This window comes from Gardnerella vaginalis 1500E (assembly GCF_000263595.1).
In the GTDB taxonomy this organism is placed as follows: domain Bacteria; phylum Actinomycetota; class Actinomycetes; order Actinomycetales; family Bifidobacteriaceae; genus Bifidobacterium; species Bifidobacterium vaginale_E.
Genome location: NZ_ADES01000014.1, coordinates 133,913 through 153,718 on the forward strand (window position 1 = coordinate 133,913; position 19,806 = coordinate 153,718).

The 19,806-nt window shown below is 46.2% G+C and carries 16 protein-coding genes; 4 read left to right on the forward strand and 12 right to left on the reverse strand.

Annotation, left to right across the window (positions count from 1 at the left end; all coding sequences use genetic code 11):
* Window positions 1-4: 4 nt before the first annotated feature.
* The 11 genes from mltG to CGSMWGV1500E_RS01595 form a co-directional block, all read right to left on the reverse strand.
* On the reverse strand, window positions 5-1,192 hold the full coding sequence (gene mltG, locus CGSMWGV1500E_RS01645) for an endolytic transglycosylase MltG (RefSeq protein WP_004128844.1): 1,188 nt from the start codon (window positions 1,190-1,192) through the stop codon (window positions 5-7).
* A 46-nt stretch (window positions 1,193-1,238) separates the two neighbouring features.
* Window positions 1,239-1,697, reverse strand: coding sequence for a Holliday junction resolvase RuvX (ruvX, locus tag CGSMWGV1500E_RS01640; RefSeq protein WP_004128848.1), 459 nt, complete (start codon window positions 1,695-1,697; stop codon window positions 1,239-1,241).
* 54 nt (window positions 1,698-1,751) lie between these two features.
* Window positions 1,752-4,436 (reverse strand): alanine--tRNA ligase, encoded by a 2,685-nt coding sequence (alaS, locus tag CGSMWGV1500E_RS01635; RefSeq protein WP_004128851.1) that lies wholly within the window; start codon window positions 4,434-4,436, stop codon window positions 1,752-1,754.
* Window positions 4,437-4,573: 137 nt separating this feature from the next.
* Entirely contained in the window at window positions 4,574-4,819 is a 246-nt protein-coding gene (locus CGSMWGV1500E_RS01630) for a hypothetical protein (RefSeq protein ID WP_004128853.1), read from the reverse strand.
* On the reverse strand, window positions 4,819-5,268 hold the full coding sequence (locus tag CGSMWGV1500E_RS01625) for a DUF948 domain-containing protein (protein ID WP_004128855.1): 450 nt from the start codon (window positions 5,266-5,268) through the stop codon (window positions 4,819-4,821). The genes CGSMWGV1500E_RS01630 and CGSMWGV1500E_RS01625 overlap by 1 nt, the downstream gene beginning before the upstream one ends.
* 150 nt (window positions 5,269-5,418) lie before the next feature.
* Window positions 5,419-6,093 carry a histidine phosphatase family protein gene (locus CGSMWGV1500E_RS01620; RefSeq protein ID WP_004128857.1) on the reverse strand — a complete coding sequence of 225 codons (675 nt, stop codon included), beginning with the start codon at window positions 6,091-6,093 and terminating at the stop codon, window positions 5,419-5,421.
* A gap of 150 nt (window positions 6,094-6,243) precedes the next feature.
* Window positions 6,244-6,870 carry a 30S ribosomal protein S4 gene (gene rpsD / locus CGSMWGV1500E_RS01615; protein WP_004105277.1) on the reverse strand — a complete coding sequence of 209 codons (627 nt, stop codon included), beginning with the start codon at window positions 6,868-6,870 and terminating at the stop codon, window positions 6,244-6,246.
* A gap of 257 nt (window positions 6,871-7,127) precedes the next feature.
* The gene (locus tag CGSMWGV1500E_RS01610) at window positions 7,128-7,925 is read right to left on the reverse strand and encodes an ABC transporter ATP-binding protein (protein ID WP_004128867.1); all 798 of its coding nucleotides are present in this window, start codon (window positions 7,923-7,925) and stop codon (window positions 7,128-7,130) included.
* Window positions 7,926-7,929: 4 nt separating this feature from the next.
* Window positions 7,930-9,141, reverse strand: a complete 1,212-nt coding sequence (locus tag CGSMWGV1500E_RS01605) for an ABC transporter permease (protein ID WP_004128871.1) — start codon at window positions 9,139-9,141, stop codon at window positions 7,930-7,932.
* Between the two features lie 45 nt (window positions 9,142-9,186).
* Window positions 9,187-9,579 (reverse strand): DUF4418 family protein, encoded by a 393-nt coding sequence (locus CGSMWGV1500E_RS01600; protein ID WP_004128873.1) that lies wholly within the window; start codon window positions 9,577-9,579, stop codon window positions 9,187-9,189.
* A gap of 141 nt (window positions 9,580-9,720) precedes the next feature.
* A complete protein-coding gene (locus CGSMWGV1500E_RS01595; protein WP_004128876.1) occupies window positions 9,721-12,396 on the reverse strand; it encodes an ATP-dependent helicase in 2,676 nt (891 codons plus the stop codon).
* A 144-nt stretch (window positions 12,397-12,540) separates the two neighbouring features.
* Here CGSMWGV1500E_RS01595 and CGSMWGV1500E_RS01590 point away from each other — a divergent pair, with 144 nt between their 5' ends.
* The 4 genes from CGSMWGV1500E_RS01590 (at window position 12,541) to CGSMWGV1500E_RS0106130 (ending at window position 17,738) form a co-directional block, all read left to right on the forward strand.
* A complete protein-coding gene (locus CGSMWGV1500E_RS01590) occupies window positions 12,541-13,122 on the forward strand; it encodes a xanthine phosphoribosyltransferase (RefSeq protein WP_004128879.1) in 582 nt (193 codons plus the stop codon).
* 694 nt (window positions 13,123-13,816) lie between these two features.
* A complete protein-coding gene (locus CGSMWGV1500E_RS01585) occupies window positions 13,817-15,037 on the forward strand; it encodes a thiolase family protein (protein ID WP_004128881.1) in 1,221 nt (406 codons plus the stop codon).
* 79 nt (window positions 15,038-15,116) lie between these two features.
* On the forward strand, window positions 15,117-16,451 hold the full coding sequence (locus CGSMWGV1500E_RS01580) for a hydroxymethylglutaryl-CoA reductase, degradative (RefSeq protein WP_004128883.1): 1,335 nt from the start codon (window positions 15,117-15,119) through the stop codon (window positions 16,449-16,451).
* 24 nt (window positions 16,452-16,475) lie between these two features.
* Entirely contained in the window at window positions 16,476-17,738 is a 1,263-nt protein-coding gene (locus CGSMWGV1500E_RS0106130; RefSeq protein ID WP_032843584.1) for a hydroxymethylglutaryl-CoA synthase, read from the forward strand.
* A gap of 250 nt (window positions 17,739-17,988) precedes the next feature.
* Here CGSMWGV1500E_RS0106130 and CGSMWGV1500E_RS01575 read toward each other — a convergent pair whose 3' ends face one another.
* A complete protein-coding gene (locus CGSMWGV1500E_RS01575) occupies window positions 17,989-19,536 on the reverse strand; it encodes a zinc ribbon domain-containing protein (RefSeq protein WP_004128897.1) in 1,548 nt (515 codons plus the stop codon).
* Window positions 19,537-19,806 lie beyond the last annotated feature (270 nt).

Below are 19,806 nucleotides of genomic sequence, written 5' to 3' on the forward strand. Positions count from 1 at the left end.
ATTTTTAGTTGCCTTCGGGATTGTTGCGCTTGTACTCGTCGCGGAATTTCAAAAAGTCGTCTTTGTTATCCGCAAACTTCGTCTCACCAGTCTTCAAATTCGTGGTGACGAAGTAAAGCCACGGACCATCTTGAGGCTTAATAGTGGCAATAAGAGCGTTGTCTCCAGCAATACCAATAGGCGTAGGAGTCAAGCCCTTGTGAATGCGAGTATTGTAAGGATTATTTGGATTGTCTAGCATTGATTGCGTAAGCTTTATAGGCTTTACTCCCGCTCCGTAACCAATTGTAGAGTCCATTCCAAGAGGCATATCTTTTGCCAAACGGTTTAGTATTACGCGCACAACTTTGCCGTAATATTCGCGATTATTCACTTCAGCTTCGGCAATTGAGGCCATAATTAAAGCTTTTTCGCGATCTTCGCCTTTAGGAATACCGAGAGAGTCGAGCTTAGCAATACGCTTTTTTACCATTGCGGAAAGAATATCTTCCGCGCTTTTCATAGATTTTACGTTATAAACTCCAGGCTCTAGCCAGCCTTCGATGCTTCCTTTAGCTTCTGGAGGCAAAATTCCAGCTCCCCCATCTGCTAAAGCTGCTTTAAACTTATCCATGCTTATTCCAGATAAGCTTGAAGCGCGCTGCAAAACTTCAGTAGCGTGGTCTCCTGCACGAACGTCAAGGAATCCGCCGGCTTTTGTTTGATCGGAAAGAATATTAACCACGTCAATAGCAGCCATATGCTTTTTAAGCGAGTAAACTCCCGGGTACAAGATTTTATTATTTGCAGCAACTGCGGAAGTAAAAGCTGATTGAGATTTAACAACATTTGCTTTAACTAATTTGTTGGCAACGCTAATAGCACCCTCGCCGGTGTCAATAGTAAACTCAACCGTTCCAAAGCCTGGGCCTGGCCAGTCTGCAACCGACTCGCTATTTTGAGATAATTTCCACGCGCGAACCGCGCTGTATCCAAAATATCCAACAACAGCTAATACGAATACGAGCAGAATAGCTAAAACTACTTTTGCTCTACGCCTGCGTTTTTTTGCTTCAAGACGAGCTTTAGCGCGTTTTCTGGAGCTAACAGTCGAAGATTCGTCTTTAGAATTAGATGATTTTGACGACGGCTCGCCATCATGCTCAGTCCACTTTGCATGTTTGTCAAAAAATTCGTCAAAATTGTCAGACACGCTATGCTCCTCTTCGCTATTTCTACTTTTTACACGATTTTCAAAACTACTCTGCATTATTTGCGTCAAGCGCAGACTGCAAAATCAATACTGCCGACTGCTGATCTACCATAGGGCGATGCTTGCGAGTAGAAAAATCAGCTTGTAGCAACTGCCGGTGAGCACTAACTGTTGTTAAACGCTCATCCTTCCAAACAATATCAGGTATGTAAGAAAGCGTCCAATCTCCAACATTTTTCGCTAATTCAATGCGTTTAGCTAAATTTTTGCCCCACCGACGCGCTTTTTTCGCAGATTTTCCTTCAGAACCGTCTAATTGAAGAGGCAAGCCAATTACAACACGTTTAACTTGATTTTCTTCTATTAGATTCATGACTTCGTCAATAGCTCTAAAAGAATCTCCAAAAACTTGCACGTTTCCGATTGGATGCGCAAAAGTGAGCTCAGGGTCGGAAAGCGCAAGCCCGACCCTGGCATCACCTAAATCAATACCTAACCACACCATGATTCGTGTTGCTTTCGGTAAAGATTTTAAATTTTAAGCAGGAAGCTACGAGACTCAGGCGAGCTCAGCCACTTGCGCTTTTACAGCTTCCAACGCTTCGTCGATCTTAGAAGCGTCTGTGCCGCCGCCTTGAGCGAAGTCTGGCTTGCCGCCGCCACCGCCGCCAAGAACCTTGGAAGCAGTTCGAACCAAGTCACCAGCCTTAGCACCAAGGCCACGAGCAGCCTCGTTAGTTGCAACTGCAACCATTGGCTTGTCGTCCTCGTTTACGCCGCTCAAAACTACTACTGCAGGAAGGTCCTCACCTAGGCGAGAGCGCACGTCAAGAACCGTCTTACGAAGAGTTTCAAACGATCCGAAGTTTCCAACGTTCTTAACAGCCAACTTAACGCTTCCGGCGCTAGCTTTAGCGGACTCAATCAAAGCTGGAACAGAATCTGCAAGCTGAGACTCGTAAACGGCTACGAGCTTACGATCAGAATCCTTCATCTTGTTAAGCAAGGATTCCAAACGTTCAGCCAACTCATCTGGGCGAGCGTTAACCATGTCTGCAAGTTGAGCCACCAAAGTGTGCTCGCGAGCGCCATACTCGTATGCTGCCTCGCCGCAAAGAGCGTCAATACGGCGAACGCCAGAGCCAATAGAAGACTCGGAAAGAATAGTTACCATACCAATCTTTCCGGTGCTCTTAGCGTGAGTACCGCCGCAAAGCTCGCGGCTCCAACCGTCGCCGATTTCAACCACTCGCACAACGTCACCATACTTTTCGCCGAACAAGTGCATTGCTCCAAGCTTAAAAGCGTCGTCGATTGGCATTTCCTTAGGAACAACCTGCAAATCGTCGCGAATACGCTCGTTTACGCGAGCTTCCACGCGTGAAAGCGCATCCTTTTCAACAGCCTTTGGCCACTGGAAGTCGAAGCGCAAACGATCTGGATCAACCACAGAACCGCGCTGAGTTGCCTGCGGACCAAGCTCTTCACGCAAAGCCTTGTGAAGAGTGTGGGTAGCAGTGTGAGAACGTGCCAAAGCAGCCCTGCGAACCTGGTCAATATTGGTGTTTACAGGAGCGCCAACGCTAAGCGTTCCTTCAGTCAAACGGCAGCTGTGAACAATCAAATCCTTGATTGGACGCTGAACGTCGTCAACTTCCAAAATTGCGCCGTCGTCGGAAATAATCTCGCCCTGATCAGCAATCTGGCCGCCTCGCTCAGCATAGAATGGCGTGCGGTCGAGAATAATCTCAACGTTTGCAGGAGCAGTAACGCTTTTAACAGAGCCCTTGCCTGCTTCAACAATTGCCAAAACGTTAGAGCGGCTTGAGAAGTCTGTGTAACCGAGGAAGTCGATTGGCTTTTCAAGAGCCTTCTTAATATCGTCGTAAACGCTAACGTCCACATTGTGACGCTTCTTCAAAGCGTCAGCGCGAGCGCGACCTTTCTGCTCGCTCATAAGCTCGCGGAACTTAGCCTCGTCAACCTTAACACCCTGCTCGGCTGCCATCTCAAGAGTAAGCTCAATTGGGAAGCCGTAAGTATCGTGCAAAGTAAACGCGTCTGAGCCGCCAACCATAGGGTCGTCCTTTTTCTCTTTTTTAGCTTTTTCAACAGCCAAGTCGAGAATAGTTGTGCCCTTTTCAAGAGTGCGACGGAAAGCATCTTCCTCACCGTAGGCAGCTTCGCTAACCTCGTGGAAAGTATCGTTAAGCTCCGGATAGCTTGGTTCCATTGCAGACTTAGAAACTGGGAAAAGCGTTGGAAGAACTGGGTCTTGAACGCCAAGCATACGCATTGCGCGAACAGTTCTACGAAGAAGACGACGAAGCACGTAGCCGCGGCCAACGTTACTTGGACGCACGCCGTCGCTCATAATCATCAAAGCGGAACGCACGTGATCTGCTACAACGCGGAAACGCACGTCAGCATCATTATTATCGCCGTACTTTACGCCACTAAGCTTTTCTGCAGCTTCAATAACTGGGTAAACTTCGTCAGTTTCGTAAATATTTTCCTTACCTTGCATAAGGTAAGCCAAGCGCTCCAAACCAGCGCCGGTATCAATATTCTTCTGATCAAGCTCGCCAGCAATATGCAAATCAGTCTTAGACTTGACGTTATCAACCTGGTAGTTTTCAAAAACCAAATCCCAAATCTCAATAAAACGAGATTCGTCGGCAGCAGGACCGCCGTCACGACCATATTCAGGGCCACGATCAACGTAAATTTCGGAGCATGGGCCGCCAGGACCAGGGCCGCCGGTAGTCCAGAAGTTATCTTCCATGCCGAAAACTTGCATGTGTTCTGGATCAAAGCCCTCGTTCTTCCAAATTGCGCGAGCCTCGTCGTCATCAGTGTAAGTAGTAACCCAAAGCTTTTCAGGATCGAAACCGTAGCCGCCCTTATCTTGCGGACTAGTTAAAAGCTCCCAAGCGTAGTGGATTGCTTCTTCCTTAAAATAATCACCGAAGGAGAAGTTACCAACCATTTGGAAGAAGGTTCCGTGACGAGTAGTCTTACCAACTTCGTCAATATCAAGAGTGCGCACGCACTTTTGGTTCGAAGCCATACGTCGAGAAGGAGGCGTCTGCTCACCAAGCAAATAAGGAATAAACGGCACCATGCCGGCAATAGTAAAAAGCGTCGTTGGGTTCGGCGAAATTAGGGATGCCGAAGGAACGACCATATGACCATTTTTAGCAAAATAGTCAAGATAACGCTTTGCAATTTCTGCTGTGCGCATACGTACGAACTCCTTGTGTAATTTTTAGCAAGATCTTGTCATGCAAACATTCAATATAGTACTTCAACACTTAACTTAAACAAACTTTTTCGACTAGCATTTTAGTAAAAACGCAAGTCTAAGCAGCAAAAGATTAGTTAAAAATCCTCATGACGACTGTGAGCATAACGAGAATTAAGCTCATCCTCATGCTTTTTACGACTTTCATTAAAATCTTTAAACAATCCCAATATTGTGCTTAAAGTAATATTTTCCGGCTCTTTACTAAACACAAATTTGCGAGCAGAATCAGGCATTTTGGCTTTTAAGTAGGCACGCGCTTTTGTTACAGCAAGCACACCAATTACAATGCCAACACACATCCAAAATAGGCGCTTGAACATTACTCCCCCTTGCTTGCAGAGCTATTGCTTGCAGAGCTGTTAGAAGATTCTTTTGCAGCGTGACGGCCAGTAGAATGAGAATCGGTCGGAACAGTAGGCTTATTAAAGAAAGAAGCAACCGTGTCTTTTAGCGCGTAGCCGGCAGCCGCAACCTTAACAATAGGTTTTCCAAGGAAAGCACCATACAAATCAGTAAGAGCACCAATATTTGTAACAGTTGTGCGCGTAGCACCTGAAACAGCGTTCACATCGTCAAGAGTCTTATTAACTTGCTTAATCGTCGTAACAGACTCATCAATTGCAGGCATCGCATGCTCACCCGACTCTTTGACAGTTTTCGCAATCTGATCGAACAGCTTGCCCAATCTAATTAGCGGATAAATCAAAAAACCCGAAAGCACAGTAAACGCAATCGCGGCAATAAGAGCAGCTATGTCTCCAACGCTCATCGTAACCTCTTTCTGTACCATTTTTGCTTAAGACTTCACCGCGCTGAAAGCTAATACAACAGCAAATCAGACTACAGTTAAAACCATTCGCAATGACTTAAGACTAACGAACGGTAACGACGCATACGTTAAGAAAGCTGCAGCAAAAATCTACTCGTTGTAGCCTCGAATAGTAATAGCGTTATCAATAGGTTTAGTAGTGTCAAAATCTAGCCTAGTTACGCTTCCATTTTCCGGACGCTCGCTTAAATCGTAACCAGCAGGTGCAAAACGGTGCATAAGACTTAAAAGCGTATTTCCGTGCGAAATCTGCAACACGTTATCGCCATCTTTAAGCGAAGAATTTGAGGCGATAAGCTTAAAACCGTCTTCTACGCGAGTCCAATACTCAATATCCGACTCGGCATCGTGGAAAGGATCAGCCTCTTTAAGCATGTCGCGCGTGGCTGCGAGCCCAAACTTTTCAACGATTTCGTTGTAGGTGTGCGCTCCGTTCGGCGCTCCCGCAGCCCACCAAGCCATTTGCATATCTTGTCCTTCAAAATAGCCGTAGCATTGCTCGCGAAAATGCATATCGCTTACAAGCTTTGGACGCGCGTTACCAGCGGCTTCGTTTGCGTCGAGAATACGTTGAGCCGTGATTTGCGCACGCGTAGTATCCGAACAGTAAGCTGCAGCAAAAGTAATATTTTCTAGCTTTTTTGCAGCCTTGTCCGCATCCTTCAAACCTTTTTCGGTAAGCGGAGAATTTGACCAGCCTTGCAGACGATTGTAACGATTAAATAGCGTCTGACCGTGACGCACTAAATAAAGATGCAGCAACATAGCTCCATTATTGCACTACGCGATACATAATTGTCGAAAACATCAACAACACCAACAAAAACACCAAAAACACCAAAAACGCATTGACCCCTGCCACGCGAATGCGCAACAGGGGTCAAGCGGTATGTCCTTAAGAATTAAATCGGCGAATTAACGAGCGTAGTATTCGACGACGTACTGAATGTTGACTTCAACTGGAATCTGATCGACTTCCGGCTTACGAGTCAAAGTAGCCTTCAAAGAGGCAAGATTCACATCGAGATAACCAGGAACTGCTGGCAAAACGTCGCGATGAACGCCTTCTGCAGCCATCTGGAATGGAACCATGGTCTGGCTCTTGGCACGAACCTGAATGGTCTGGCCTGGCTTGACACGGTAAGATGGGCGATCAACAAGATTGCCATCAACCAAAATATGACGATGTACAACAAACTGACGAGCCTGGGCAGTGGTGCGAGCAAAGCCTGCGCGCAAAACCAAAGCATCAAGACGAGTTTCCAAATCGGTGAGCATTGCGTCACCGGTCTGGCCTGCAGTGTGCGTACCCTTCTCGTAAGCAGCGCGAAGCTGCTTTTCGGAGATGCCGTACTGAGCGCGAAGACGCTGCTTCTCGCGAAGACGTACTGCGTAATCGGACTCGGTGCGACGACGAGTGCGGCCGTGCTCACCTGGAGCATATGGGCGCTTCTCGAAGATACGCTGAGCCTTTGGGGTCAAAGCGATGCCGAGGGCGCGGGAAAGACGCACCTGACGGCGAGAACGCTGAATATTAGTCATAACTAATCCTTTAATTCTGTCGTTATCTGAACGGAACGCGAGCCAAACTTTTAGTCAATCGTAAAATCTCCTAAAAATTACTCACGCTGAGCCGGCCTCTCCAGTGCTTCTTCGTGCTAACACACGAACGCGTAAGTATTAAAACGTTGAAATAACGCCATAACTACCGCGCGCCGACCCACTGATGGGCTAAGGCTCCAGATGATGCTTACACAAAATAGGCATCGTTTCTAATTCTACACACCAGTAAGAATAAATTAGTGAAGGGAGCCAGCATCCATTGTGTAGGTGCAATCCGCGCTTCGAGCAGCTTCAGAATCGTGCGTTACCATAAGAACCGCCGCACCAAGATTTGCAGCCTCGCGCAACATTTCCACCACTATTAGAGTGTGCTCTGGATCTAAATCTCCAGTAGGCTCGTCCAAAAGCAGAAGCTTTGGATTGTTTATTAGCGCGCGCACAATCATTACGCGACGCATCTCTCCGCCGGAAAGCTCCTTTGGATAGCACCACAGCAAATCTTCAATATGCAAGCGTTTGCAAAAATCAAGAGCGCGATTTGAGTAGTAATCTTCAACGTCTGTACTTTTGCTTTTTTGATCACTACTTTTTTGATCACTACTTTTTTGATCACTACTTTTTTGATCACTACTTTTTTGACCGCCGCTTTTAGCAATCTGCACGGGCAAAAGAATATTGTCATACACAGTAAGATTCGGCAAAAGCGTTTGCGATTGCGTAACAAAACCTATATTTTGCGCGCGCAATCTAGATACTTCCCCATCGCTAAATTCAGGCGCGGAAATCTCCTTGCCTAAAACAGTTACACTTCCATAAGTTGGCTTAAGTAATCCAGCAATCAAATTTAATAAAGTAGATTTTCCATTGCCAGATTTTCCAACAACTGCAACAAAATCGCCACTATTTATCGAAAAACTTACGTTATTTACCGCAGAGAATCTGTGCTTTCGTCGCATAAACTCTCTAGTTACGCGAGTAAGATTCAGCACTGAAACAGGCGATTTTTCGCTATTTAATACCGTTTTTTCGCACATCTAATCACTCCCCTGCTCGAAGAGTCAAATACGTTTCACGCATTGCAATACGCCATGTTGTAAGCGCCGAAGCCGCAACAACCGAAAGCAGTGAAAGAACTATACTAACAGCCATCAAAGCTATTACAGGAAGTGCCGTAACTTCCAAATACGGAAGCTGCAATTGGGAGGAAATAAGCGAACTATAAGGGAAAATTATAAGACTTGCAGACGCAACTCCAATAACTCCCCCCACAAAACCAAGTATTGCAGATTCGCGCGTAGCCACGCCCAAAAGCATTTTTCGCGTAAACCCAAGTATGCGAAGAGAAGCAAACTCTTTTTTGCGCTCATTTAGCGAAGTTGCAAAAACAACAATCAGCACAAGCAATCCAACAATCCAACATGCGGCAATTATAAAAGTAAGCGAGCGCGTAAAAACACCAAGATTAGCCTGAGTTGTTGCGGTAATTCCTCCTGGGAAAACTATGCCAATGCTAGAAAGCCCAGTTGTTTTTTTAATATTTTGCGCAACTTGTTTAGCACTATAACCTTTTCGCACCTTCACTAAAACTGCAGAAATTGCTTTTTCTGCATACTCTTTTGGAATGGCTGTGTGATGCACTTTTGTAGAATACTCAACTACTTGCGGCACGCTTTCTCGTCGAACAAACACAGAATTATCAATGCTTGTGCCAGTTTTTGCGAGCTGAGCTACAACCGGCCATTGGTGACCAAAAAGCCGAACCGTATTCTTGTAGGAAACTAGTACGTTTGCTCCAGCAATCATTTCACCTTTGTGCAAAGTCTTTTTATGCTGCGAATAAATCCAAGGGCCTATAACAAAATCAGAGTCCGGATCAAAACCGATAATCTGCAGCTTTTCCGCGCAGCATCCTGCAGAAAGTGAGGAAATGTACGTTTGAGCGCTCGCCTTTTGAACGCCAGGCGAACGTCTAACTAAATCCTCAATATTATTGGTGAAGTAAAAAGTACTTGATCCGCCGTTAGTAAGTAGCGCTTCAGCTTTAGTATGCGTGCCGTTTGGAATAACCATAATATCGGCTCCCATGCGGGCGCGCATACTGTTCAAGCCTTGCGCAAGATTCATAGAAATAAGCGAGCCGCCGAAAAATATGGCAGATAAGCACGCTGCAGCTACCAGCAATGCGGCAGTTCTAAGCGGCTTTCGTTTAAGATTTTCCAGCGGCAAACGCTTTAGCGTAATAGTGCGCATAATTTTTGCTTTATTAAGCTGTTTTACAAGCTATGCTATTAGCTATTAGTCTTCTTTGCTATCCAAATACACGGAAATAGCTGCGAACACCAATGAGAGCACAGAAAGAACAATCAGCGTTGGGCGCGTAACCGATGCGCAATGCATCATTGGGCTCTTGCAAACGCCAATAAGGAATGTTGGAACAGCAATCATAAGCAAAGAATTCACGATTACAGCAATGCTCAAACCGATGCGAACATTTTCTTTAACAAAAAGCGCAACAATTCCAAGAACTGCAATAACTAAGCCAATTCCAAGGGCAGCGCGACCAGTGTAGTAGCATGCCATATGCATTCCGCCTTCACTTTGGCAAACTTTTGCGAAAGTTAGCGGAGCAATAGCAATCAATATGCCCAAAATAATAGATGGAATTGATGCGAATAATTTGTTTTTCATAATTGATACCTCATTAAATGTATATTATTTATCTTTTAGTGCTGCATTTTCCTTAATGCAACACGCTTCTCGGCGCCCACACCTTCAAGCGCCACGTCCCTGCTAAAAAATATCTTACCTTGAACCGCATAAAACGAAATTTTACAATTTTTCTATTGGTGCAACTCGAAGCATTAAGCGCTTTACGCCGTCAGAACCAAAATCGACTGTAATGATTGAGTTTCTGCCCTTATCTTGAGTTGCAAGAACAGTTCCTAAACCGTAAGTGTCGTGCGTAATTTTGTCTCCAACTTGGAAATCTTGAATATTGAGATTGTTGTCTTTGTCTACAACTGAGGAAGATGAGCCAAGTTTTGTTGAGCTTGTTGACGACGCGGATTTTGCTGTGATTTTGCGCGTTTTTACGGAGCTTGACTTAGACCAATTCGATTTAGAATAAGACGAGCTGGATCCGTAAGAAGATCCGTAAGAAGATCCGTAAGATTTGCCGGAGCCGTAAGATTTAGATCCGTACGACCTAGATCCGTACGACCTAGATCCATAAGATTTAGATCCATAAGATTTAGATCCGTAAGCGCTTCCGCCGTAAGTTGTTTTTTCGCCAAAAGCATCGCTGTAATCGTCATCCCAGCCACCGAAATCACTGTCGAAATCACTATTGAAATCGCCACCAAAATCGCCGCCGAAATTGCCTCTGCGCTCACGCGATGCACCCCAACGATTAACATCAGCCTCTTTGCGCTTCCAATCAATTAAATCATCTGGAATCTCATCCAAAAACTGGCTTGGAAGCATATCTTGAGCCTGACCCCACTGCGCGCGAACAGCAGCGCGCGTAACATACAAACGCTGCTTAGCACGCGTAATTCCAACGTAAGCAAGACGGCGCTCCTCGCAAAGCTCGCCATCGTCTTCCAAAGCGCGCGCATGCGGAAAAGTACCCTGCTCCATGCCAGTTAAGAACACAACCGGATACTCCAAGCCCTTAGCCGTGTGAAGCGTCATCAACGTAACTTTGCCAGTGTCTTCGTTTTCATCCGGCAACTGATCCGAATCTGCCACAAGAGCCGTCGTCTCAAGGAAACCAGCCACGCTAGCATCCGGCGTATTCTGCTCATACTCGGCCGCAACCGACTGCAATTGCGACAAATTATCCACGCGCGAAGCATCCTGCGGATCTTCCGAACGCTGCAAATCTTCCAGCAAACCGCTGTCTTTCAAAATGCTGTCAATAACTTTTGAAGGCTTCGAATCGTTATCTTGCATGCACGTCATCAAATTGTGCATAAGATCTCGAAACTCTTTAAGCTTCGCTGCAGTGCGAGTTGGCATGCCTTCGATTGATTCCAAATGTTCCAAAGCTTGCCAGAAGCTAACGCCCTGAGTTTGCGCATACAAGGTAAGTAAAGATTCTGCGCGCGCACCAAGTCCGCGCTTTGGAACGTTCAAAATTCGACGCATATTCACGTCATCGTCCGGATTTGCCATGGACTGCAAGTACGCAAGAGCATCCTTTACTTCGCGACGCTCATAAAACTTCGTTCCGCCAACCAGCTGATACGGCAAACCCGCCTTAACAAGCGCATCTTCCAGCGAACGTGACTGCGCATTAGCACGGTACATAATTGCCATATCCGAATAAGCAACGCCCTCTTCACCAGCTAATCGCGCTATTTCCCCAGCAATCCAAGCCGCTTCCTGCTGAGCGTTGTCTGCAGCGTAACCGCAAATTGGAGCGCCCTTGCCTAAAGCAGTCCACAATTTTTTAGGCTTTCGACCTTGATTATGGGAAATAACAGCGTTTGCAGCGTCCAAAATAGTTTGCGTAGAGCGATAGTTTTGCTCCAACATAATAGTAGTTGCGTTCGGGAAATCTTTTTCAAAGTCTTGAATATTGCGAATATCTGCGCCGCGGAAAGCGTAAATTGACTGGTCGGAGTCGCCGACGACGGTGATTGATGCAGGAGGATCAACGGATTGTGATTGCTGCTGCTGTACCGCATTTGCGTTAGATTGTGTTGCGTTTGCGCGAGATTGCTTTACATCCACTCCCGCAAGCTCTCGAACAAGCTCATACTGCGCGTGATTAGTGTCCTGATACTCGTCAACCAAAATATAGCGGAACTTGTGACGGTAGTATTTAGCAACCTCCGGAGCTTCTCGCATAAGTTGCACAGTTCGCATAATCAAATCGTCAAAATCAACAGCATTAGCCTGAGCCAAGCGATGCTGATATTCCGCATAAATCGAAGCATACACGGCTTCAGCATTTCCAGCGTGCGCAATCTGCTGACCCAAAATGCCCGGCTTGTAATCGTTGGCATACATGTCTAGCTGTTCTCGCCAACCAATCAAACTATTCTTACAATCCGAAATCTTCGCCAAAATATTTCGCGGAGTAAAACGCTTAATGTCAACATTAAGCTCGGTTGCAATAATTTTTACTAAACGCTCGCAATCGGCAGTATCGTAAATAGAAAAGCCTGGTTTTAAGCCAATACTTTGACCCGATTTGCGAAGTATTTTCACACATGCGGAGTGGAAAGTCGAAACCCACATAGTATTTGCTTCGCTGCCAATAAGACTGCTCAAACGTTCACGCATTTCAGCAGCGGCTTTGTTGGTAAAAGTGATGGCAAGAATTTGGCTAGGCCACGCACCTTTTTGGCTTAAAATCCAAGCGATTCTGCGCGTAAGAACTCGCGTTTTACCGCTGCCTGCGCCTGCTCCAATAAGAAGAGCCGGACCGTCGTATTGCACGGCTTTAGATTGCTGCGGATTTAATCCGTCGAGTAAAGATTTTTTAATTACGCACATATTTAATCAGGTTTACCACACACTGCAGTCGTTTTTGCGTGATTTGTGTCACACGTTTGGGTATGCTTGAGCGTACTGCAATTTAATAAGCAAATGCAATCTGCAATGCAATTGCAATGTAAGTTACGCAAGAAGGGGCTCATCGTGCAAGAACTGGAAGAACGCATCCTAAAAGATGGTATTGTAAAACCTGGAAACGTTTTGAAAGTAGACGCTTTTTTGAACCATCAGTGCGATGTTGAGCTGTTTGACCACATGGGAGCCGCTTGGGCTGAACATTTCCGCAACGCTGGCATCAATAAGATTCTTACGATTGAAGCTTCCGGAATTGGAATCGCTTGCATTGCTGCGCGTCATTTTGGCAATATTCCTGTGGTTTTTGCGAAAAAAGCGCAGTCAATTAATCTTGATGGCGACCAATACGTATCCACCGTATTCTCTTTTACAAAGCAGCGCGAGTTTCCGGTAATTGTGTCGCGTAAATACTTGAGTGCGGAAGATCGCGTGCTTATTTTGGATGATTTTTTGGCTAACGGCAAAGCTTTGCAAGGTTTGATTGATATTTGCGATCACGCTGGAGCTACAGTTGCAGGAATTGGTATTGCGATTGAAAAAGGATTCCAAGGCGGTGGCGACTCGCTTCGTGAAGCCGGATACGACTTGGATTCGCTGGCGATTGTGGATGCAATGGATCCTGTTGACTGCTCAATTTCGTTCCGTAAGTAGCGAGTGTGCTAGCTTATTTGCAATATTCTTGGCTTTCGTCTATGAGTTTTGACTGGCGTTTGGCTGGTGGGTCTCTGAAGTGGCTGTGTGAGATAGGAATTACTTGTCTCGCAGCGCTACGCTCCTATACCTTATTCGGACTTAGCGGTTGCGTAGTTGAGTTTATTTTTTACTTACTTTTTCTGCGAAGATAGTATTCATCAACAAGATTATTACTATCGCTCCGCTTTTATATTGCTCGACAAGCAATTCCTATCTCGCACTAGTAAATTCACCCACCGTTATTTTTTTGTGTGGTAGGAGTGCCTGGTGGGGCTTGTGCAGCAGCACGAATGCTAGCGTTCTCTAGGCAGTAAATACTCAACGTCAGCAGAGCATTAATGTTAAAGTTCTCTAATCAACAAATACTCACCGTTAGCAAAGCATTACTGCAAAGCTACAGGAACAACATTCGCAGAAGCATTACTGCAAAGCTTCAGAAACATTTGCCGGAGATTGTTCCGACATTTCCTTTACAAGCCTGTAAAGTTTTGTCGCTACGAAGCCGGCGCAAACTCACCGAATCAAGATTAATTGTGAAAAAACCGAGAAGAATTTTTTGAGACTCTCGATTTTGCTCAGGAATACGATAAAGTAGTCCGGTTGGTATGTTGCAATTCAAATGCAACAAACAATTGATTAGGTGGCTAAACATATGACTGAAGTGGTGATTGCGAGCGCTGTACGCACGCCCATTGGCAAATTCGGCGGCAGCTTATCTTCGCTTTCCTCAGTTGATTTAGGAACGATTGCCGCAAAAGCCGCAATCGAACGCGCAGGTCTTAATGCTCACGACGTAGATCAGGCCATTTTTGGCAACGTTTTGCAAGCAGGCAGCGGTCAGAACGTAGCTCGCCAAATCGCATTGCGCGCAGGACTCGACACTTCCAGCTGCGCAATGACTATTAACGAAGTGTGCGGATCCGGCTTAAAAGCAGTGCGACTAGCACAATCTGCAATCGCAATGGGAGACGCGCAAGTCGTTGTTGCAGGCGGCACCGAAAGTATGAGCAACGTGCCATTTTATGCAACTAACTCGCGATTTAGCGGTCATCGCTATGGAAACTTTTCGCTTATTGACGGCCTGCAGCGCGACGGCTTAAACGACGCTTTTACAGGCGACGCAATGGGCGTTACTGCGGAAAACGTGGCCGCAAAATTTGGTATTACTCGCGAAGCACAAGATATTTTTGCGCTTAAATCTCACCAAAAAGCTGTTGCCGCTATTAAACGAGGCGATTTTGACTCTGAGATTGTGCCAGTAACTCTTGCAGACGGAACTGTTGTAACACGCGACGAACATCCTCGCGAAGATACGTCTTTAGAGCAGTTGTCGAAATTGCGCACGCTGTTTAAGGCGTCGGACGAAAATTCAGGCGCGGAGCGCGAAGTTAGCGAGCGCGAATCTACCGTAACTGCCGGAAACGCAAGCGGAATCAACGACGGAGCCGCAGCCCTCGTACTTATGAGCAAAGATTACGCGCAAGCGCACGGAATTGAATATCTTGCGCAAATTGTGGGATTTGCAGAAGGCGGAATCGACCCAGATTTAATGGGATACGCTCCAAAACACGTGATGGAACGCATGCTACGCGCAACCGGAAGCAGCGTTGAAAGCATTGATTTGTTTGAGATTAATGAGGCTTTTGCTGCTCAGAGCATTGCAGTTTCGGAGCAACTTCATATTGACGAGTCGAAGCTAAATGTGAGGGGCGGCGCGATTGCGCTCGGTCATCCGCTGGGTGCTAGCGGAGCGAGAATTTTGACGACGCTTATGTACGCTTTGCGAGACAGCAATAAGAAAAACGGAGTGGCTGCACTGTGCGTTGGCGGCGGAATTGGCGTTGCGATGCAGATTAGAATGCGAAGCAATTAAGTTAGAATGCGAAACAATCAAGCTAGAATGCGAAGCAATCAGTAGCATTCGTAGTCGGTAAAATCATGAGGTGATTTCGATGACTGCTTTTCGTGAATTAAGCGTGGAAAATCGCATAAAAACCTTGCAAAATGATGGCGCAATAAACGAGTCTGAAGCAACTTTTTTACTTAAGCAGCTTTCGGAAAGTTCTGATACTACGATTCCCGCGGATGTTGCAAATCATATGATTGAGCATCAGATTGGAAAGTACACGCTGCCGGTTGGCGTTGTTCGCGGGCTTATTGTGAACGGCGAGGCTCGGGACGTACTGGTTGCAACAGAGGAGCCGTCTGTGATTGCGGCCGCGTGCAATGGGGCGAGGATTGCGGCGGAGTCTGGTATCGAAGGATGTATCGTAGCGCAATCGCCACAATACGTGACTACAGCGCAAATAGCTTTTGAAGACGCAGACGGGAGCGTGGCGGCGCGTTTGCGCGAGATTGTTGAGGATTGTGCAAAGGTTGAAGATCTGCTGCGCGTTGCAAACGAGTCACACCCATCAATGAGTAAAAGGGGTGGCGGCGCGCGAAAATGCCGCGTTTCAGCTTTGCACGGCTTCGCAAAGCTCGAGATTGACGTAGACACATGCGACGCAATGGGCGCAAACACAGTGAACACTATGGGCGAAGCCGTCAAAGCCCAGCTGGAAAGCTGGCTCGGCGTTGAGGCGCTTGTGGCGATTCTTACCAACACAAGCCGCGTTGCCACCACGGCAGAAGTGCGAATACCGGTTGAAGCGCTCGCTTCCAGGCTGCTTGAAGAAGCTAAACGCGAAGATGAAGGAAAGCGCCTCGCACGCCGAATCGCGGCATTAAGCGCGCTAGCCGCCAGCGACCCTGAGCGCGCCGCCACGCACAACAAAGGAATCCTGAACGGCATTGCAGGAGCCGCGCTCGCGTCCGGAAATGATACGCGAGCGCTAGAAGCGGCAACACACGCGTGGGCGGCGCGCTCCGGTCGCTACCTACCACTGTCAACGTGGAACACCGAAAGCTTAAACAAGCAAACCATACTCCATGGCCGTATTGAAATTCCGCTACAAATCGGCATTGTTGGCGGCTCAATCTCATCTCTTCCAATGGCAAAACTCGCGCTTAAAATCGGCAAATACAAAAACGCAAACGACTTTAGAAACACGCTTGCAGCCCTCGGCTTAGTGCAAAATCTTGCGGCACTGCGCGCGTTGGCCGGCCCCGGCATTCAGGCCGGTCACATGGCATTGCAGGCCTCAAATCTTGCAATCGCAGCCGGCGCTAAAGGCGAAGAAATCGAGAAAATCGCAAAAAATCTTCTGCAACTTAATCCTGCAGAAAGAACTACGGAAAAAGTTGCACAATTACTTAAAACATTTCGCAAGTCAAGTAAAAATTGAGGAAAATTTAGGGATTTAGGGAAAATGAACACACGAGATACCAAAACCACAACCAATACCACAACCCCACTTGCTGTCGGCATCGACCGCATCTGCTTCGCCACCCCGCACTACTACTTAAATCTCACAGATCTTGCAAACGCGCGCGGAATCGACCCTAACAAATTCACAATCGGAATCGGCCAAAGCGAGCAATCCGTGCCGCCAAATCACCAAGACATCGTCACTCTAGCCGCCCAAGCCGCTCTACCACTCCTACCCCACATCGATAGCAATCGCCTCAAAATGCTAATCGTCGGCACAGAAAGCGGCGTCGACGCAAGTAAATCAAGCGCACTATACGTTCAAAATCTGCTAAAACTCACTCCGTGGGTACGCTCTATTGAAGTAAAAGAAGCTTGCTACGGCGGCACTGCAGCTTTGATGATGGCATGCGACTACGTGCGCGCGCACGCCGAAAAAGATCCGCAAGTGCTGGTAATTGCGTCCGATATTGCGCGCTACGGTCTTGCTACACCTGGCGAAGTAACGCAAGGTGCTGGTGCTGTGGCAATGCTTGTGAGCGCGAATCCGCACGTGCTTAAAATTAACGACGATAGCGTTGTAAAATCCGCGGATATTCAGGACTTTTGGCGACCAGTTTACCAGGACACTGCGCTTGCTCGCGGCAAGTTTTCAACCGAGCAGTATATAGAATTTTTCTGCGACGTGTGGCAAAAGTATTGTGCGCAAAACTATTGTAATTTCAACGATTTTGCAGGACTTTGCTTCCATTTGCCGTATACGAAAATGGGTTTGAAAGCGCTTAAAGCGGCGATGGATTCTTGCGATAATACCAACTTAAGCGAATCTTCACGAAATCTCCTACTTGCGCGCTACGAAACAAGCACACAATACAGCCGTCGCGTGGGCAATATTTATACAGGATCGCTATATTTGGGATTGTTGTCTTTGCTTGAATTAGACGGATACGCTCACGAAAATAGTGAGTTTCCTACGCTTAAAAGCGGCGATAAAATCGGCTTATTCTCATACGGATCCGGCGCTGTTGGTGAATTTTTCAGCGGCACGATTGCACCAGGATTTAGAGATGCGCTGTTTGCGCGCGAGCATGCGGATACGCTTGACTCACGCGTGCGTTTAAGCGTTGCTGATTACGAGGAGATGTTTGAAAGCGTTGCACCTTACGCTCCGGAAGATTTCGTAAGCGATACGTCTTACCGCGAAGGTGCGCACTTCTTCCTCGACGGCATCACATCGCAAGAGCGCCACTATCGCTCGAACTAAAGCGAAACACTGTATACGCGGCATAAACGACTCAGTCGCGAGTAGTTTATGTCGCTTTTACGGCAGATTCCGACCAAAACTACTCAGTCGTGAGCAGTTTATGCCGCCTACACGCCAAAAACCGACCAAAACTACTCAACCACGCGCAGTTTATGCCGAAATCTCACGCAAAACCGACCAAAACAGCGCACGCGCGAGTAGTTTATGTCGCGCGCAATTCCACTCTCGCAGTTTCAGCCTAACCACCGCCCTACTCGCTATACTCCTTTATCAAATGAATCTCACCCACAGTAGGCTGACGAGCCGGCAATTCCATCCAATTTCCACCGTCGTAACTACCTGGGCGAGCCGCAACCATAATCTTTTTGCCCGCATACTTTTCAACAAACGCAGCCTGATCTTTATCCGAATTATCAAATCGAACAGAAACAAGATCAAATATCATGTGACTTGGCATAAACCCACCATACATTCCAGTGCAAAAACCGTTACCCGAACGCTTCTGATCTAATGCAATAATGTCAAAAGTACCGTTTCCTCCGTTCCCGTAGTTAAGAGATTTCATAACTTCATCCTTAGCATTTGGATCATTTGGAGTAGTGCCAGGATAATCGTACGCTTCTTCAGCGCTCAACCTCTTAACAGTTCCAGAAAAAACTTGATACCCTTTTTCGAGCCACTCATTAATAGTTTTATTCATCTTCTTCTGCTCAGGAGTTAAATTCGGGGTATCAATCAGATTGTTTATATCAGTTAAGTCGTTAACGGACACAAATTTTGGATACACAAAATTTTGCAAACCAGCCAACGAGCCTGTAGTAAATTTGGTCTTAAATTCTATAGGCTTAGCAACGTCAACCGTAGATTTATCAAAACTCTTACCATTAATTTTGTACGTATACACATGCCAAGGAAGGCCATCAACACCATCATTTTCAGGAGTTTGATACGATCTTGCAACAACAATACCGTCATGATTACCGCTGAAGAACATAGTGCCACGCTCTTCATAAATATCATGCTTATCTATAATGTCCGGATACGAAACAATCTTCCCATTTTTGTACGAGAATACGTGAATATATTGATCTTTACCAATATTGTATTCTTCAGACGCAGTAACAACCATTTCCGGAATATTGTCGCCATCAATATCCCACAATGCGTAGTAATAGCTGTAATGCTGAGGGAAATTAGTAGAAGTATAAGATCCGCTATCAATCACATTTTTGTATGCTTTACCAGCATTTGAGATAATATCATCTTGAGTTAAAGCTTTAGGTGCGCTTGCGTTATTAAAAGTGTTGCCTGCAGCATTCAGATTAGAATTTGCGCTGCGAGTTGATGAAGAATTATTATTTGAGCGGAAATACCATACGCAAGTGCATACAACTAGCACAATTACAACAACAGAGGAAATTATGGTAATAATAAGATTCTTAGGTTGACTTAGTGCTGTAAAGAACTTGGAAAACTTCGGTTTGACTGGATTAAGCTGCTGTGTATAAGCCGACGGTTGCGATTGCTGGTATTGATTAGACGGCTGATATTGATGAGTCTGCTGGTATTGCTGAGACGGCTGATATTGCTGGTATTGCTGATATTGCTGGTATTGCTGAGTCTGCTGAGGCGCGTAAGTCTGTTGCGGCTGCTGCAATTGTTGCGATTGCTGCGATTGCTGATCCTGCGGCTGCTGATTCTGCGGCCGCTGAGAAGCTGCATCTTCTACTCTTGCACCGCATTTTGTGCAAAACTTGACTGTACCATTGATAGGATTACCACAATTAATGCAAAACATACGAAACCTTCTATCATGCAGCAAATCATAAGCTAAATCGCATAACCTGCATCAATTCTAATAGATAAACGATAAAACAAATAATAAAAAGCTCTGCGCCGGTGTTACGTGAGTCTTAAAACCCAAGTAACACAGCGCAGAGCCAATGCTTAAGTTCAATCAACGCAAGTAAACAAGCAAACAGCTAAACAACAATCTGCCTGCCACACGCGTTTCGTAAAATCTCGTAAAATCTCGTAAAATTTCACAATCTAGCAATTTCGCAAAATT

Bases quoted from the DNA above. Each gene is read 5' to 3' on its own strand.
- CGSMWGV1500E_RS01595 (WP_004128876.1), bottom strand. From the start codon at position 12,396: ATGTGCGTAATTAAAAAATCTTTACTCGACGGATTAAATCCGCAGCAA.
- ruvX (WP_004128848.1), bottom strand. From the start codon at position 1,697: ATGGTGTGGTTAGGTATTGATTTAGGTGATGCCAGGGTCGGGCTTGCG.
- CGSMWGV1500E_RS01625 (WP_004128855.1), bottom strand. From the start codon at position 5,268: ATGAGCGTTGGAGACATAGCTGCTCTTATTGCCGCGATTGCGTTTACT.
- CGSMWGV1500E_RS01585 (WP_004128881.1), top strand. From the start codon at position 13,817: ATGACTGAAGTGGTGATTGCGAGCGCTGTACGCACGCCCATTGGCAAA.
- CGSMWGV1500E_RS01600 (WP_004128873.1), bottom strand. From the start codon at position 9,579: ATGAAAAACAAATTATTCGCATCAATTCCATCTATTATTTTGGGCATA.
- CGSMWGV1500E_RS0106130 (WP_032843584.1), top strand. From the start codon at position 16,476: ATGAACACACGAGATACCAAAACCACAACCAATACCACAACCCCACTT.
- CGSMWGV1500E_RS01620 (WP_004128857.1), bottom strand. From the start codon at position 6,093: ATGTTGCTGCATCTTTATTTAGTGCGTCACGGTCAGACGCTATTTAAT.
- CGSMWGV1500E_RS01580 (WP_004128883.1), top strand. From the start codon at position 15,117: ATGACTGCTTTTCGTGAATTAAGCGTGGAAAATCGCATAAAAACCTTG.
- CGSMWGV1500E_RS01610 (WP_004128867.1), bottom strand. From the start codon at position 7,925: ATGTGCGAAAAAACGGTATTAAATAGCGAAAAATCGCCTGTTTCAGTG.
- alaS (WP_004128851.1), bottom strand. From the start codon at position 4,436: ATGCGCACAGCAGAAATTGCAAAGCGTTATCTTGACTATTTTGCTAAA.
- CGSMWGV1500E_RS01575 (WP_004128897.1), bottom strand. From the start codon at position 19,536: ATGTTTTGCATTAATTGTGGTAATCCTATCAATGGTACAGTCAAGTTT.
- rpsD (WP_004105277.1), bottom strand. From the start codon at position 6,870: ATGACTAATATTCAGCGTTCTCGCCGTCAGGTGCGTCTTTCCCGCGCC.
- CGSMWGV1500E_RS01605 (WP_004128871.1), bottom strand. From the start codon at position 9,141: ATGCGCACTATTACGCTAAAGCGTTTGCCGCTGGAAAATCTTAAACGA.
- CGSMWGV1500E_RS01630 (WP_004128853.1), bottom strand. From the start codon at position 4,819: ATGTTCAAGCGCCTATTTTGGATGTGTGTTGGCATTGTAATTGGTGTG.